General features: G+C 61.4%; 13 protein-coding genes, 1 tRNA gene and 1 pseudogene. 11 read left to right on the top strand and 4 right to left on the bottom strand.

From position 1 onward, the window contains the following. The first annotated feature begins 46 nt into the window (after positions 1-46). The 6 genes from G5134_RS06900 to G5134_RS06875 all read left to right on the top strand — a co-directional run bounded on the left by G5134_RS06900 (position 47) and on the right by G5134_RS06875 (position 5,086). Positions 47-1,126 carry a polyamine ABC transporter substrate-binding protein gene (locus tag G5134_RS06900; protein WP_005306614.1) on the top strand — a complete coding sequence of 360 codons (1,080 nt, stop codon included), beginning with the start codon at positions 47-49 and terminating at the stop codon, positions 1,124-1,126. Between the two features lie 75 nt (positions 1,127-1,201). Beyond that, a complete protein-coding gene (gene potA / locus G5134_RS06895) occupies positions 1,202-2,356 on the top strand; it encodes a polyamine ABC transporter ATP-binding protein (protein ID WP_005306611.1) in 1,155 nt (384 codons plus the stop codon). After that, a complete protein-coding gene (locus G5134_RS06890) occupies positions 2,353-3,258 on the top strand; it encodes an ABC transporter permease subunit (protein ID WP_010635771.1) in 906 nt (301 codons plus the stop codon). The genes potA and G5134_RS06890 overlap by 4 nt, the downstream gene beginning before the upstream one ends. Further along, positions 3,255-4,100: an ABC transporter permease subunit gene (locus G5134_RS06885; protein ID WP_371440844.1), complete on the top strand. Its 846-nt coding sequence runs from the start codon at positions 3,255-3,257 to the stop codon at positions 4,098-4,100. The genes G5134_RS06890 and G5134_RS06885 overlap by 4 nt, the downstream gene beginning before the upstream one ends. A gap of 49 nt (positions 4,101-4,149) precedes the next feature. Continuing rightward, the gene (locus tag G5134_RS06880) at positions 4,150-4,854 is read left to right on the top strand and encodes an MOSC domain-containing protein (protein ID WP_065018485.1); all 705 of its coding nucleotides are present in this window, start codon (positions 4,150-4,152) and stop codon (positions 4,852-4,854) included. A 155-nt stretch (positions 4,855-5,009) separates the two neighbouring features. Continuing rightward, a tRNA-Pro gene (locus G5134_RS06875) sits at positions 5,010-5,086 on the top strand. Positions 5,087-5,458: 372 nt separating this feature from the next. On the opposite strand, the gene G5134_RS06870 is transcribed toward G5134_RS06875, so the two are convergent. Both G5134_RS06870 and G5134_RS06865 read right to left on the bottom strand, forming a co-directional pair. Then, entirely contained in the window at positions 5,459-5,986 is a 528-nt protein-coding gene (locus G5134_RS06870) for a hypothetical protein (protein ID WP_005306599.1), read from the bottom strand. Between the two features lie 124 nt (positions 5,987-6,110). Beyond that, a complete protein-coding gene (locus tag G5134_RS06865) occupies positions 6,111-6,575 on the bottom strand; it encodes a thioesterase family protein (protein WP_029306122.1) in 465 nt (154 codons plus the stop codon). Between the two features lie 133 nt (positions 6,576-6,708). Here G5134_RS06865 and recQ point away from each other — a divergent pair, with 133 nt between their 5' ends. Further along, the gene (gene recQ / locus G5134_RS06860) at positions 6,709-8,544 is read left to right on the top strand and encodes an ATP-dependent DNA helicase RecQ (protein ID WP_065018486.1); all 1,836 of its coding nucleotides are present in this window, start codon (positions 6,709-6,711) and stop codon (positions 8,542-8,544) included. 36 nt (positions 8,545-8,580) lie between these two features. Next, positions 8,581-8,691, top strand: a pseudogene (locus tag G5134_RS06855) (HRDC domain-containing protein); the annotation flags it as partial. Between the two features lie 89 nt (positions 8,692-8,780). Here G5134_RS06855 and G5134_RS06850 read toward each other — a convergent pair. Beyond that, entirely contained in the window at positions 8,781-9,080 is a 300-nt protein-coding gene (locus G5134_RS06850; RefSeq protein WP_005306588.1) for a c-type cytochrome, read from the bottom strand. A gap of 103 nt (positions 9,081-9,183) precedes the next feature. Between G5134_RS06850 and G5134_RS06845 the strand changes: the two genes are divergently transcribed. From G5134_RS06845 to G5134_RS06835, 3 genes are all read left to right on the top strand, one after another. Further along, positions 9,184-10,611, top strand: a complete 1,428-nt coding sequence (locus tag G5134_RS06845) for a protein adenylyltransferase SelO (RefSeq protein ID WP_065018487.1) — start codon at positions 9,184-9,186, stop codon at positions 10,609-10,611. 10 nt (positions 10,612-10,621) lie between these two features. Beyond that, complete coding sequence (locus tag G5134_RS06840; RefSeq protein ID WP_026141327.1) at positions 10,622-10,909, top strand: DUF3630 family protein; 288 nt, start codon at positions 10,622-10,624, stop codon at positions 10,907-10,909. Positions 10,910-11,041: 132 nt separating this feature from the next. Further along, positions 11,042-11,716, top strand: a complete 675-nt coding sequence (locus G5134_RS06835) for a 7-cyano-7-deazaguanine/7-aminomethyl-7-deazaguanine transporter (RefSeq protein WP_010635778.1) — start codon at positions 11,042-11,044, stop codon at positions 11,714-11,716. A gap of 275 nt (positions 11,717-11,991) precedes the next feature. Here the strand turns inward: G5134_RS06835 and rraA are convergent, their stop codons facing one another. Beyond that, positions 11,992-12,477, bottom strand: a complete 486-nt coding sequence (gene rraA, locus G5134_RS06830; RefSeq protein WP_005306574.1) for a ribonuclease E activity regulator RraA — start codon at positions 12,475-12,477, stop codon at positions 11,992-11,994. Positions 12,478-12,515 lie beyond the last annotated feature (38 nt).

Here is a 12,515-nt window from a genome sequence, read left to right as displayed (position 1 = left end):
GATGCGCACTGGCAAATCACACATAAAGAGGACTGAGTAAGTGCACATGACCAAGATAGCTACGCTGGCCCTGACCCTGGGGTTTGCAAATCTGACCCAGGCAGCCCCTGTGGTTCATTTTTACAACTGGTCCGACTATATCGGCGAGACCACCCTCAGCGACTTCCAGCAAAAGACCGGGATCAAGACCGTCTATGACGTGTTTGACTCCAACGAGACGCTGGAAGGCAAGCTGCTGACCGGCCGTACCGGTTACGATCTGGTCGTGCCCTCCAACAATTTCCTGGCCAAGCAGATCAAGGCGGGGGCCTTCCAGAAGCTGGATCCCGCCCTGTTGCCCAATCTGGCCAATCTGGATCCCGTGCTGCTCAAGCAGCTCGACAAGGTGGATCCGGGCCATCAATACGCCGTGCCCTATCTGTGGGGCACCAACGGCATCGGTTACAACGTCGAGAAGGTCAAGGCGGTGCTGGGGGTCGACAAGATCGACTCCTGGGCGACCATCTTCGAGCCGGAAAACATGAAGAAGCTCTCCCACTGCGGGGTGGCCTTCCTCGATTCGGCGGACGAGATGATCCCGGCGGCGCTCAACTATCTGGGACTCGATCCCAACAGCCATGAGCCGGCAGACCTCAAGCGTGCCGAAGAGCAGCTGCTCAAGGTGCGCCCCTACGTGGCCTACTTCCACTCCTCCAAGTACATCGGCGATCTCGCCAATGGCAACATCTGCGTGGCGGCCGGCTTCTCCGGCGACATCCTGCAGGCGGCGGCGAGGGCCGAGGAGGCGGGCAAGGGGATCAAGATCGCCTACAGCATTCCGAAGGAGGGGGGCAACCTCTGGTTCGACATGATGGCGATCCCGGCCGATGCCACCAACGTGAAAGAGGCGCACGCCCTCATCAACTACATTCTCGAGCCTGACGTCATCGCCAAGGTGAGCGACTACGTGGGATATGCCAACCCCAACAGCAGGGCGGGAGAGTTCATGGAGAAACGCGTGCGCGAAGACGAATCCGTCTATCCACCCCAGGCGGTGCTGGAACGGCTCTATGTGCAGCAGGCACATCCCCGTGCGGTGCAGCGTCTGATCACCCGGAGTTGGACCAGGATCAAGTCCGGAACCTAACCTTGGCGCCCGTCCCGGGGCGCCAGACTGTTTTATGGATCGGCCCCGGCCGGTATTACCTTTGGGAGTTTGGTAATGGCGATAGCCTCCAGTGCCTACAAGAAAGCCCTCGAGGGCAGCCAGCAACGCAAAGAAGTGCTGGTCAAGATAGACAGGGTAAGCAAGCAGTTCGATGAAACGCTGGCGGTCGACAACGTGTCCCTCAACATCCACAAGGGCGAGATCTTCGCCCTGCTGGGCGGGTCTGGCTCCGGCAAGTCGACCCTGCTGCGGATGCTGGCGGGGTTCGAGCGCCCCACCGAGGGGCGGCTGTTCCTCGACGGCGTCGACATCACCGACATGCCGCCCTATGAGCGTCCCATCAACATGATGTTTCAGTCCTACGCCCTGTTCCCCCACATGACGGTGGCCCAGAACATCGCGTTCGGTCTCAAGCAGGACAACCTGCCTAAGGCGGAGATCGACGCCAGGGTGGAGGAGATGCTCAAGCTGGTGCAGATGACCCAGTATGCCCGCCGCAAACCCCATCAGCTCTCCGGTGGCCAGCGTCAGCGGGTGGCGCTGGCGCGCTCGCTGGCCAAGCGGCCCAAGCTGCTGCTGCTGGATGAGCCCATGGGGGCGCTCGACAAGAAGCTGCGTTCCCAGATGCAGCTCGAGCTGGTCGAGATCATCGAACGGGTCGGGGTTACCTGCGTCATGGTGACCCACGACCAGGAAGAGGCCATGACGATGGCCGAGCGGATCGCCATCATGCACCTGGGCTGCATCGAGCAGATCGGCAGCCCGATGGACATCTACGAAACCCCGGCCAGCCGGCTGGTGTGCGAGTTCATCGGCAACGTCAACCTGTTTGACGGCCTGCTGGTGGAGGATGAGCAGGACCACGCCACCATCGCCTGCGCCGATCTGGAGCAGCCCATCTACGTGGGTCACGGCATCAGCTCCCGCGCCGAGAACAAGAAGGTGACCTACGCCCTGCGGCCGGAAAAGCTGCTGATGAGCCTGCAAAAGCCGGTGGAGATCGAGCATCCGGACTTCAACTGGACCAAGGGCGAGGTCTACGACATCGCCTATCTGGGCGGTCACTCGGTTTACTACATCCAGTTGCCCTCGGGCAAAATCGTTCAGGCTTTCATCGCCAACGCCGAACGCCACGGCAAGCGGCCGACCTGGGATGACCAGGTGTTCCTCTACTGGGAAGATGACAGCGGCGTGGTGCTGCAATCATGATGGCATTGAAACGACTGAAGTCGTTGGGGGGGCGGCAGCTGGTGATCGGCATCCCGTTCTTCTGGCTGTTCCTGTTCTTCCTGCTGCCCTTCATCATCGTCGTGAAGATCAGCTTCGCCGAAGCGGACGTGGCAATCCCGCCCTATACCGACGTGGTGAGCTGGGCGGACAATCAGCTCACCATACTGCTCAACATGGGCAACTACCTGCTGCTGCGGGAAGATGAGCTCTACATCGCGGCCTACCTCGGCTCTCTCAAGATGGCCCTGGTCAGCACCATTCTCTGCCTGCTGATCGGCTATCCCATGGCCTACTCCATCGCGCGGGCCAACAAGGAGACCCAGACCGTACTGCTGCTGCTCATCATGATGCCGACCTGGACCGCGATCCTGATCCGGGTCTACGCCTGGATGGGCATTCTCAGCAACAACGGCCTGCTCAACAGCCTGCTGATGGGCATCGGCCTCATCGACGAGCCGCTGCAGATCCTCAATACCAACCTGGCGGTCTACATCGGCATCGTTTACTCCTACCTGCCGTTCATGGTGCTGCCGCTTTACGCCAACCTGGTCAAGCATGACCAGAGCCTGCTGGAGGCAGCCTCCGACCTCGGCGCCCGCAACCTGACCCGGTTCTGGCGGATCACGGTACCGCTCTCCAAGAACGGCATCATCGCCGGCTGCATGCTGGTGTTCATTCCGGTGGTGGGTGAGTTCGTCATTCCGGAGCTGCTGGGCGGCCCCGAGACCCTGATGATAGGTAAGGTGCTGTGGCAGGAGTTCTTCAACAACCGTGACTGGCCGGTGGCCTCCGCGCTGGCGGTGGTGATGTTGGCGGTGTTGATCATCCCCATCATCCTGTTCAACCGTAACCAGGCCAAAGAGCTGGAGGGCAAGGCATGATGAGACGTTTCGGTTTTGCCAAGCTGATGCTGTGGCTGGGGCTGCTGTTCATCTACCTGCCCATGATCATCATGGTGATCTACTCCTTCAACGCCTCCAAGCTGGTGACGGTATGGGGGGGCTGGTCGCTGAAGTGGTACTTCGGCCTGCTCGACAACAAGCAGCTGATCGGCTCGGTGCTGCGCTCCCTCGAGATCGCCTTCTACACTGCCATCTCGGCGGTGGCGCTGGGGACGGTGGCGGCCTTCGTGCTGACCCGGATCCCGCACTTCCGCGGTCGGACCCTGTTCGGCGGCATGGTGACGGCGCCGCTGGTGATGCCCGAGGTGATCACCGGTCTGTCGTTGCTGCTGCTGTTCGTTGCCATGGCCCAGCTGGTGGGCTGGCCTGCCGAGCGGGGCATGGTGACCATCTGGATCGCCCACACCACCTTCTGTACCGCCTATGTGGCGATCGTGGTGTCGGCGCGGCTGCGGGAGCTGGATCTCTCCATCGAGGAGGCGGCCATGGATCTGGGGGCCAAACCCTGGAAGGTGTTCTTCCTGATCACCATCCCGATGATCGCCCCTTCGCTGGCGGCGGGCGGCATGATGTCGTTTGCCCTGTCGCTGGATGACCTGGTGCTGGCGAGCTTTGTCTCCGGCCCGGGTTCCACGACCCTGCCGATGGAGGTCTTCTCGGCGGTGCGGCTTGGGGTGAAACCCGAGATCAACGCGGTGGCCAGCCTGATCCTGCTGTCGGTATCGCTGTTCACCTTCGGCAGCTGGTATCTGATGGCCAAGGCGGAGAAACGCCGCCGTGCCGAGATCGCCATGACCACCCAGATGCAGGCAGTCGCCTGACCCCTCACATGATAAGATCCGCATTCTCTCGTCAATCCGGAGGATGAGAATGCGGATCTCCCTCTTTAGCGGCCAGGGTGCCGAACTGGTTCCCGGTCTTGTCAGTGCCATCCACAAACAAGCCACCACCATACCGCTCTGGTGCGGCGTCAGCGGTCTTGCGGGCGACGAACAGTGCGACCAGCGTCACCATGGCGGCCCGGATCGGGCGTTGCACTACTATCCCGCCGATCACTACCCCTGGTGGCACAACTGGCAGACGGCGCTGGGCCTGCCGGCCCCGCGTACCCCCTGGCAGCCCGCCGCCTTCGGCGAGAACCTCTCCGGGGTCGGGTTGACCGAGGCGCAGGCCTGCATCGGCGATGTCTATCGACTCGGCGAGGCGCTGATCCAGATAAGCCAGCCCAGATCCCCCTGTTTCAAGCTCAATCAGCGTTTCGGTTATGGCCAGTTGTCGCAGGTGATGCAGCTCAGTGGCCGCTGCGGCTGGTTGCTTCGGGTACTGGAGGAGGGGATGGTGATGCCGCAGGAGAGGCTGGAGCTGGTGGACAGACCCTACCCTGAGCTCACGGTGAAGCATACTGCCGATATCCTGTTCAATCAGCTACGCAACGAGGCGGACCTGTTGTTGCTGCTGGAAAATCCGGCCCTCTCGCCCAACTGGCGCAAGCATGCGGCGGACTGGCTGGAGCACGGCACGATTGCGGATTGGCAACGCCGGTTGCTGGGGCCTGAGTCGCTTCGCCTGCCCTGAGGCTGGGTTAGCGAAATGTCACCGTCCGGCTGCATTTCGGTAAAACGATGAGGGGAGTGCTGAATAGTTGAGCGAACAGCACTTTTTTTCCTTTTTAATGCAAAAAAGGCTTGTGTCGGGTCGGGGCTTTCGGTAAATTCCCGTCCCGCAGACATCGGTGTGTAGCGCAGCTTGGTAGCGCACTTCGTTCGGGACGAAGGGGTCGGAGGTTCGAATCCTCTCACACCGACCACATTAGAAAAGGCCGCTCAATAGAGCGGCCTTTTCGCATTTGGCTTTCGCCTCAACAGAGGCTGGCTCCAACGCTGGCAGTCGTACGATGGTATGCGATGCTTCCCTGTCTCCCTGTCTCCCTGTCTCCCTGTCTCCCTGTCTCCCTGTCTCCCTGTCTCCCTGTCTCCCTGTCTCCCTGTCTCGCTGTCTCGCTGTCTCGCTGCCTCGCTGCCTCGCCTATCTCGTTTGCAGGATTGCCCTGTGTCAGACAATAAAAGGGCCACCGCTCGGTGGCCCTGGGTGGAGTCTGATCCTGACTCCGGCACTCTAGATTGTGGCAATCTCTCGTTGGGTTCTGTCTATGGTGCCCTCCTTGCGCGCCAGGCGCCTGTTAGATATGCCAGTGCTGATGCCGCAATGCCTTGAAGCTGTGTTGAGGTTGCAAGGCCGCGTGCTTGGGGTACTCACTAATGAAATGTTCTATTCCCTCCATCAGTTGTTCGCGTAATGAAGACACGGGCTCATGCCAGGCTTGCAGGCACAGATGGCCAGGGATCAGCTGCTCCTGATAATCTTCCAGCAGCTGTTCTGGCCAAGGCTCAATACCGGAATTGCGTTGCAGCAAATAGTGGGCGGCGGGTTCACGGGCATAGATGAACTGAATCTGGGCCAGATCGCGTTGGCTTAGCGTTTGACTGTTGATGTGACAGGTCAGGTATTTTCCCGTCTTCAGATCCAAGAAGTGACCGCGTTGCCGACAGGCTATGATGCGATACCAGGGCAGGGGCGAACAGAGAGAGTATCCCTCAAGCTCCTGTTCCAGCCAGTGGCGACACTCGGGTGTCTGCACCTCGTCGAGCATGGACTCGAGCTGCCTCAACAAGGCTCTGGATGGTTTGGTGGCCAGTTTCGCACTCATCGCCTGCAATCCTCCCTCTGCACACAATCCCGACTTTCAGTATGAACCCCGTGGCGGCAGAGGGGGTAAGGTTTCTAATGATTAAAATCAGATTAGCAGCGCTGTTTTTATGCAATGAGCGGGTTCAGCCCACCAGATAGGTGCCGGTACCGAAGGCGATATGGGTGCCCTCTTCGTTGTGCAGCTCCATGCGGGCAACGGCGACCTTGCTGCCGGCCCGGATGATGTGGGCGGTGGCGATGAACTCGTTGCCGCGCCCCGGCCGCAGGTAGTCGACCCGCAGATCGATGGTACCGAGGCGGGAGAAGCGCTCCTTGAGATAGCTGGGGGAGAAGTCTTCCAGCTCGTCGATGCAGGAGGCGGCGACTATCATGCCGCCGGCCACGTCGAGCAGGCTGGCGGTGACGCCGCCGTGCAGGATGTTGTGGAAGGGATTGCCAATCAGCTTCTCCTCCATCTTGATGCGCAGCTCCACCTTGTCGAAGTCGTAGTGGGTGACCTGCATGCCGATCAGCTTGTTGAAGGGCATCCTCTCGGCGAACAGGTTGGCAATGCCACTGAGCGCCATCTTCTTGAGCATCTGTTTCATTCCTTGAGTCCAATCCCTGTCGGCATAGCCGAGTAAAAACTCCAGCCAGTCTGCAACACTTCCTTAACAGTCGCAATGGCAGGTTTATTGTGGGCGGCGGCTGCTTTAGAATGGCGACCCCAAAGGAGAGCCCATGACCGTCATTGCCGAAACCCTGCCTGACCCTCAGCCAGAGAACCCCCTTGCCCTGTTGCAGGCGGTGTTCGGCTATCAGCAGTTTCGGCCGGGTCAGCTCGAGATCATCGAGCAGATCGTGGCGGGGCGCGATGCGCTGGTGCTCAAACCCACCGGCGGCGGCAAGTCGCTCTGCTACCAGATCCCGGCGCTGCTGCGGCCCGGGCTCGGGGTGGTGGTCTCCCCCCTCATTTCGCTGATGAAGGATCAGGTGGACAGCCTGCGCGCCAACGGCGTGGCGGCGGTCTATATCAACTCGGCCCTGAGCCGGGAGGAGATGATCCAGAACTTTGCCGCCATGCGGCGCGGCGAGATAAAAATCGTCTACGTCTCCCCCGAACGCCTGCTGCAGCACGAATTCATGGATCGGCTGGCGGAGTTGCCGCTCGGCCTGTTCGCCATCGACGAGGCGCACTGCGTCTCCCAGTGGGGTCACGATTTCCGGCCGGAGTATGCGGCGCTGGGCCGGCTCAAGCAGTGGTTTCCCCAGGTGCCCGTGGTGGCGCTCACCGCCACCGCCGATGAGGCGACCCGCAGCGACATGCTGCACCGGCTGGAATTGCAGGATCCCTTTATCCACACTGCCAGCTTCGACCGACCCAATATCCGCTACAGCCTGGTGGAGAAGTTCAAGGCGGCCGAGCAGCTGTTGCGCTACGTGCAGAGCCAGAAGGGCAACTGCGGCATCGTCTACTGCTCCAGCCGCAACCGGGTGGAGGAGGTGGCCGAGCGGCTCTCCCGTCACGGCTGCAAGGCGGCCCCCTATCATGCCGGTCTGCCGCTCGAGCTGCGCCAGCAGACCCAGGAGGCCTTCCTCAAGGATGATATCGAGATAGTGGTGGCGACGGTGGCGTTCGGCATGGGCATCGACAAGCCCAACGTGCGCTTCGTGGTGCACTACGACATCCCGAAGAACATCGAATCCTACTATCAGGAGACCGGCCGCGCCGGGCGTGACGGCACTCCGGCCGAGGCGCTGCTGCTCTACGATCCCGCCGACATCGGGCGGGTGCGTCGGCTGCTCGACAACATCGAAAACCCCCAGCAGTTGCAGGTGGAGCAGTACAAGCTCAACGTGATGGCGGCCTTCGCCGAGGCGCAGACCTGCCGCCGTCAGGTGCTGCTCAACTACTTCGGCGAATACAACGACAAGCCGTGCGGCAACTGCGACATCTGCCTCGATCCGCCCAAGAGCTATGACGGCACCGAAGACGCCCAGAAGGCGCTCTCCTGCGTCTGGCGGGTGGGTCAGAACTTCGGGGTGGGCTATGTGGTGGAGGTGCTGCGCGGCTCGCTCAATCAGCGCATCAAGGATCATGGCCACGACAAGCTCTCGACCTACGGCATCGGCAAGGATCAGAGCCACGAGTACTGGATGAGCGTCATCCGCCAGCTGATCCACAAGGGGTTGCTGACCCAGAACATCACCCGCAACCTGGTGCTGCAGCTGACCGAGGCGGCCCGCCCCGTGCTGCGCGGCGATGTGAAGCTGGAATTGGCGGTACCCCGCCTGCAGCCCATCTCCAGTCGCAAGGAGAAGCGCAACGGCCTGCTCGACAACGCCAACTATGACAAGCGGCTGTTCAAGGAGCTGCGGGCGCTGCGCAAGCAGATCGCCGAGGATGAAGAGGTGCCGCCCTACGTGGTGTTCAACGACGCCACCCTGGTGGAGATGGCGCAGCTCATGCCGATGACGGAAGACGAAATGCTCGCGATCAACGGCGTCGGTCACCGCAAGCTGGAACGTTTCGGCGAAGCCTTTATGGACCTGATCATCGACTACTGCCGTCGGTAGGATCGACCCTGGTGGAGATGGGGTCAGCGGCGATTCATGCCGATGACGGAAGACGAGATGCTGGCGATCAACGGCGTCGGTCACCGCAAGCTGGAACGCTTCGGCGAAGCCTTTATGGACCTGATCATCGACTACTGCCGCCGGTAGGGGAGATTCGCAAGGCGTTATCGGCCGCGGCGGACTCAGGCCCGTGCGGTACATCAGGGGAGTGGCGCCCGTTGGCCGGACGCCGTGAATTATTTCAAGCTGGCGTAATAGGCTGCCAGGTTCTCCATGTCTGCCTCGGTGAGCGGTGCCATGAAGGGCACCATCAAAGGTTCCTTGCGGCTGCCATCCTTGAAAGCCTTCAGCTGTTTCACCAGATAGGCGGCGTTTTGTCCCGCCAGATGGGGATAGTTGGGGACAAGGGCCCTGCCTTCGGCCCCGTGACAGGCGGCGCATACGGCAGCCTTGGCCTTGCCAGCCTCGACATCGGCCGCCTGGGCCGGCCCCCACAACAACAGCAACAGGGGCAGGGCGCCCAACCATCTTTGCATCTTCTTCTCCTTGAAATGAAATCGCGCATCGCCCGTTAGCCACTGCTGGCCGACGGCGGTATAAAGAGTGACACGAGCATACGCAGGGACGAACCGCACCACCATGAAGCTGATCAACACTTTTGCCACCGAACTGCCCTGGGCCTGTGAGCCCGTTGCCCCCCAGCCATTGCATGCTCCCGGCCTGCTGCACCTCAACCGTGCGCTGCTCGGCGAGCTGGGGCTGGGGACGGTGAGCGAGGCAGACTGGCTGGCCTGCTGTGGCCATGGCCAGCCCTTGCCCGGCATGCAGCCGGTGGCCCAGGTCTATGCGGGCCATCAGTTCGGCGGCTACAGCCCGCGTCTCGGTGATGGCCGTGCCCTGCTGCTGGGTGAGCAGCAGGCACCGGATGGCAGCCGCTGGGACCTGCACCTGAAAGGGGCGGGCAAGACCCCTTTCTCCCGCTTCGGCGATGGTCGTGCCGTGCTGCGTTCCAGCATTCGCGAGTATCTGGCCTCCGAGGCGCTGCATGCCCTCGGCATTCCCACCACCCGGGCACTGGTGCTGGTGGGCAGCCAGGAGCCGGTCTACCGCGAACAGGTGGAGACGGGCGCGACCGTGCTGCGCACCGCCCCGAGCCATCTGCGCTTCGGCCATGTCGAGTATTTCGCCTGGAGCGGGCAGGGGGAGAAGATCCCGGCCCTTATCGACTATGCGCTGCGTCATCATTTCCAGGAGCTTGCGAACGGGGCCGAGCTGTTTGCCGAAGTGGTGCGCCGCACCGCGCGGCTCATCGCCAAGTGGCAGGCGGCAGGCTTCTGCCACGGGGTGATGAACACCGACAACATGTCGCTGCTCGGGCTGACCCTGGATTACGGCCCCTACGGCTTCATCGATGCCTATGTGCCGGACTTTGTCTGCAATCACTCGGATCCGGGCGGTCGCTATGCGCTGGATCAGCAGCCGGCGGTCGGCTACTGGAACCTGCAGAAGTTGGCCCAGGCGCTGGCCGGTCACGTCGATGGTGACGCGCTGGCGTCGGCCCTGGCCCAGTACGAGCACCAGCTGATGCTGCACTACTCCGAACTGATGCGCGCCAAGCTGGGGCTGGCGGTGTGGGAAGAGGAGGATCCGGCGCTGTTTCGCGAGCTGTTCAGGCTGCTGGCGGCGCACAAGGTGGATTACCACCTGTTCCTGCGTCGGCTGGGGGCGCTGACCGTTCAGGGCGATTGGCCCGCCAGCCTGCTGGCCCTGCTGCCTGACCCTGCCGCCTGGCAAGGGTGGCTTGAGGCCTATCGGGCGCGCCTCTCCCGGGAGGGGAGCGAGGATGCTGTGCGCAAGGGGCAGATGGATGCGGTCAATCCCAAGTATGTGCTGCGCAACGCGCTGGCCCAGCGGGTGATCGAGGCTGCCGAGCGAGGAGACATGGCGCCGTTCGAGCGGCTGTTTGCGGCCCTGCAGCATCCCTATGATGAACAACCCGAGTACGAGGATCTCGCCACTCCGTCCCCCGCATGGTATTGCGGTGGCGAGCTCTCTTGCAGCAGTTGAGGAGCAGCCGATGAACTGGTGTATCGCTAAGATAGACAGGGAGGCCGGGGTGGTGACGCTGGTGCACCCCGCGCTCGACTGGGACAGCTTTCCAACCCTGGCCGATGCCCTGTTGCAGGAGTGGGAGCTGGTGGCGCTCGAGCGTGAGTGCGGCGCCGATCGTCATAGCTGGCTGCTGGAGTTCGAGGGGAGCCGCTTTCGGCTTGAGTACGAACACTACAGCGGCTGCTGGCTGGCGGCGGAGCAGCCGGCCGATGCCGAGGTGTTGCTCTGGCTGGCCCGCCAGCATCAGGGCTGAGCAGGCGCCGCAGCCTCAACCCACCGCATAAAGATTGAACTATCAATTTGGGGGCGTATAATCTCGCCCCTCAATTATCGCCAATGGTGGCGGTATGGGTTCCCTAACCCCATTAACCAAAAAGGTCACAATATGAATCTGACCCCTGCTCAGCACCAGACGGCGCTGGTGCGCCTCTCGTTGTTCCACATCCTGATCATTGCCAGCAGCAACTATCTGGTGCAGCTGCCGATCACCATCTTCGGCTTCCATACCACCTGGGGCGCCTTCAGCTTCCCATTCATCTTTCTGGCCACCGATCTGACGGTGCGGATCTTCGGTGCCGGTCTGGCGCGCAAGATCATCCAGACCGTGATGTTGCCGGCGCTGGCCATCTCCTATGCGCTGTCGGTGCTGTTCTTCGAAGGCAGCTTCCAGGGCGTTGGCAATCTGGCCGAGTTCAACTTGTTCGTGGCACGCATCGCTCTGGCCAGCTTTATGGCCTATCTGGTGGGCCAGTTCATGGACGTGGTGGTGTTCAACCGGCTGCGGCTGCTGAAAGCCTGGTGGGTGGCACCGGCGGCCTCCACCCTGTTCGGCAATCTGGTGGATACCATCACCTTCTTCACCATCGCCTTCTGGCGCAGCACGGATCCCTTCATGGCCGAGCACTGGGTCGAGATCGCAACCGTGGACTACGTGTTCAAGCTGCTGATAAGCCTGGGATTGTTTGTGCCGCTCTACGGCGTGCTACTGCGTTATCTCAGCCGCAAGCTGGTGGGCGAGGCTGGTTTGAGTGGCCTGCAAACGGCCACACGGCAAGCCTGACGACATTGACCACCCTTCGGGGTGGTCAATTTTTTTGCATTTATGGCAAATAAGGGTTGCTTAGTTAAATGAGAATGATTATTGTTACCTTGTTTTCCGGGAAAGACTTCATTCGTTCCAACGTGATGGACTTCTTGTGAAGGCACGACATTGCTCACATTGCTTCCAGTTAAGGGGCCAGTTTTTACTGGCCCTCTTTTTTTGTCCGCGTCCGGCAGGGCAGCACGCGGGCATAAAAAATGGGAGCCTTGGCTCCCATTCTCACTCTGCTCTGCTTACTCGATGTCGAGCGCATCGGGGGAGAGGATCACCCCTGTGGTATCGGCGTAGAGATGGTCGTCCGGCAGGAAGGTGACACCGCCGAAGTTGACCGGCAGATCGGTCTCGCCTACGTCCTTGCTGTCGGCCCCCACCGGAATGGCCGCCAGCGCCTGAATGCCGATATCCAGATCTTCCAGAATGTCGACCTCGCGCACGCAGCCGTAGCAGACGATCCCTTCCCACTCGTTCTCCGCCGCCGTGGTGGCGATCTCGCTGTCGATCAGGGCACGGCGCATGGAGCCGCCGCCATCGATCAACAGTACCCGACCAACGCCGTTCTCTTTGACGAGTTCACGGATCAGGCCGTTCGATTCGAAGCATTTGACTGTGGTGATGACGCCGCCGAAGGAGGCGCGGCCGCCGAAGGAGCAGAGCATGGGTTCGAGCACATCCACCATGTCCTGATAGATGTCGCACAGTTCTGAAGTGTTGTATTCCATTGTGTCAAATCCACCGCTGGAAACAGGTGGGATCCAGT

Source organism: Aeromonas sp. 600276 (assembly GCF_049175815.1).
GTDB lineage: Bacteria > Pseudomonadota > Gammaproteobacteria > Enterobacterales > Aeromonadaceae > Aeromonas > Aeromonas dhakensis.
Note: the sequence above shows the minus strand (reverse complement) of the source record. Positions and strands in the feature narration are given on the sequence as shown.

Bases quoted from the DNA above. Each gene is read 5' to 3' on its own strand.
- G5134_RS06890 (WP_010635771.1), top strand. From the start codon at position 2,353: ATGATGGCATTGAAACGACTGAAGTCGTTGGGGGGGCGGCAGCTGGTG.
- G5134_RS06885 (WP_371440844.1), top strand. From the start codon at position 3,255: ATGATGAGACGTTTCGGTTTTGCCAAGCTGATGCTGTGGCTGGGGCTG.
- G5134_RS06840 (WP_026141327.1), top strand. From the start codon at position 10,622: ATGAACTGGTGTATCGCTAAGATAGACAGGGAGGCCGGGGTGGTGACG.
- G5134_RS06880 (WP_065018485.1), top strand. From the start codon at position 4,150: ATGCGGATCTCCCTCTTTAGCGGCCAGGGTGCCGAACTGGTTCCCGGT.
- rraA (WP_005306574.1), bottom strand. From the start codon at position 12,477: ATGGAATACAACACTTCAGAACTGTGCGACATCTATCAGGACATGGTG.
- G5134_RS06900 (WP_005306614.1), top strand. From the start codon at position 47: ATGACCAAGATAGCTACGCTGGCCCTGACCCTGGGGTTTGCAAATCTG.
- G5134_RS06870 (WP_005306599.1), bottom strand. From the start codon at position 5,986: ATGAGTGCGAAACTGGCCACCAAACCATCCAGAGCCTTGTTGAGGCAG.
- G5134_RS06835 (WP_010635778.1), top strand. From the start codon at position 11,042: ATGAATCTGACCCCTGCTCAGCACCAGACGGCGCTGGTGCGCCTCTCG.
- G5134_RS06865 (WP_029306122.1), bottom strand. From the start codon at position 6,575: ATGAAACAGATGCTCAAGAAGATGGCGCTCAGTGGCATTGCCAACCTG.
- G5134_RS06845 (WP_065018487.1), top strand. From the start codon at position 9,184: ATGAAGCTGATCAACACTTTTGCCACCGAACTGCCCTGGGCCTGTGAG.
- potA (WP_005306611.1), top strand. From the start codon at position 1,202: ATGGCGATAGCCTCCAGTGCCTACAAGAAAGCCCTCGAGGGCAGCCAG.
- G5134_RS06850 (WP_005306588.1), bottom strand. From the start codon at position 9,080: ATGCAAAGATGGTTGGGCGCCCTGCCCCTGTTGCTGTTGTTGTGGGGG.
- recQ (WP_065018486.1), top strand. From the start codon at position 6,709: ATGACCGTCATTGCCGAAACCCTGCCTGACCCTCAGCCAGAGAACCCC.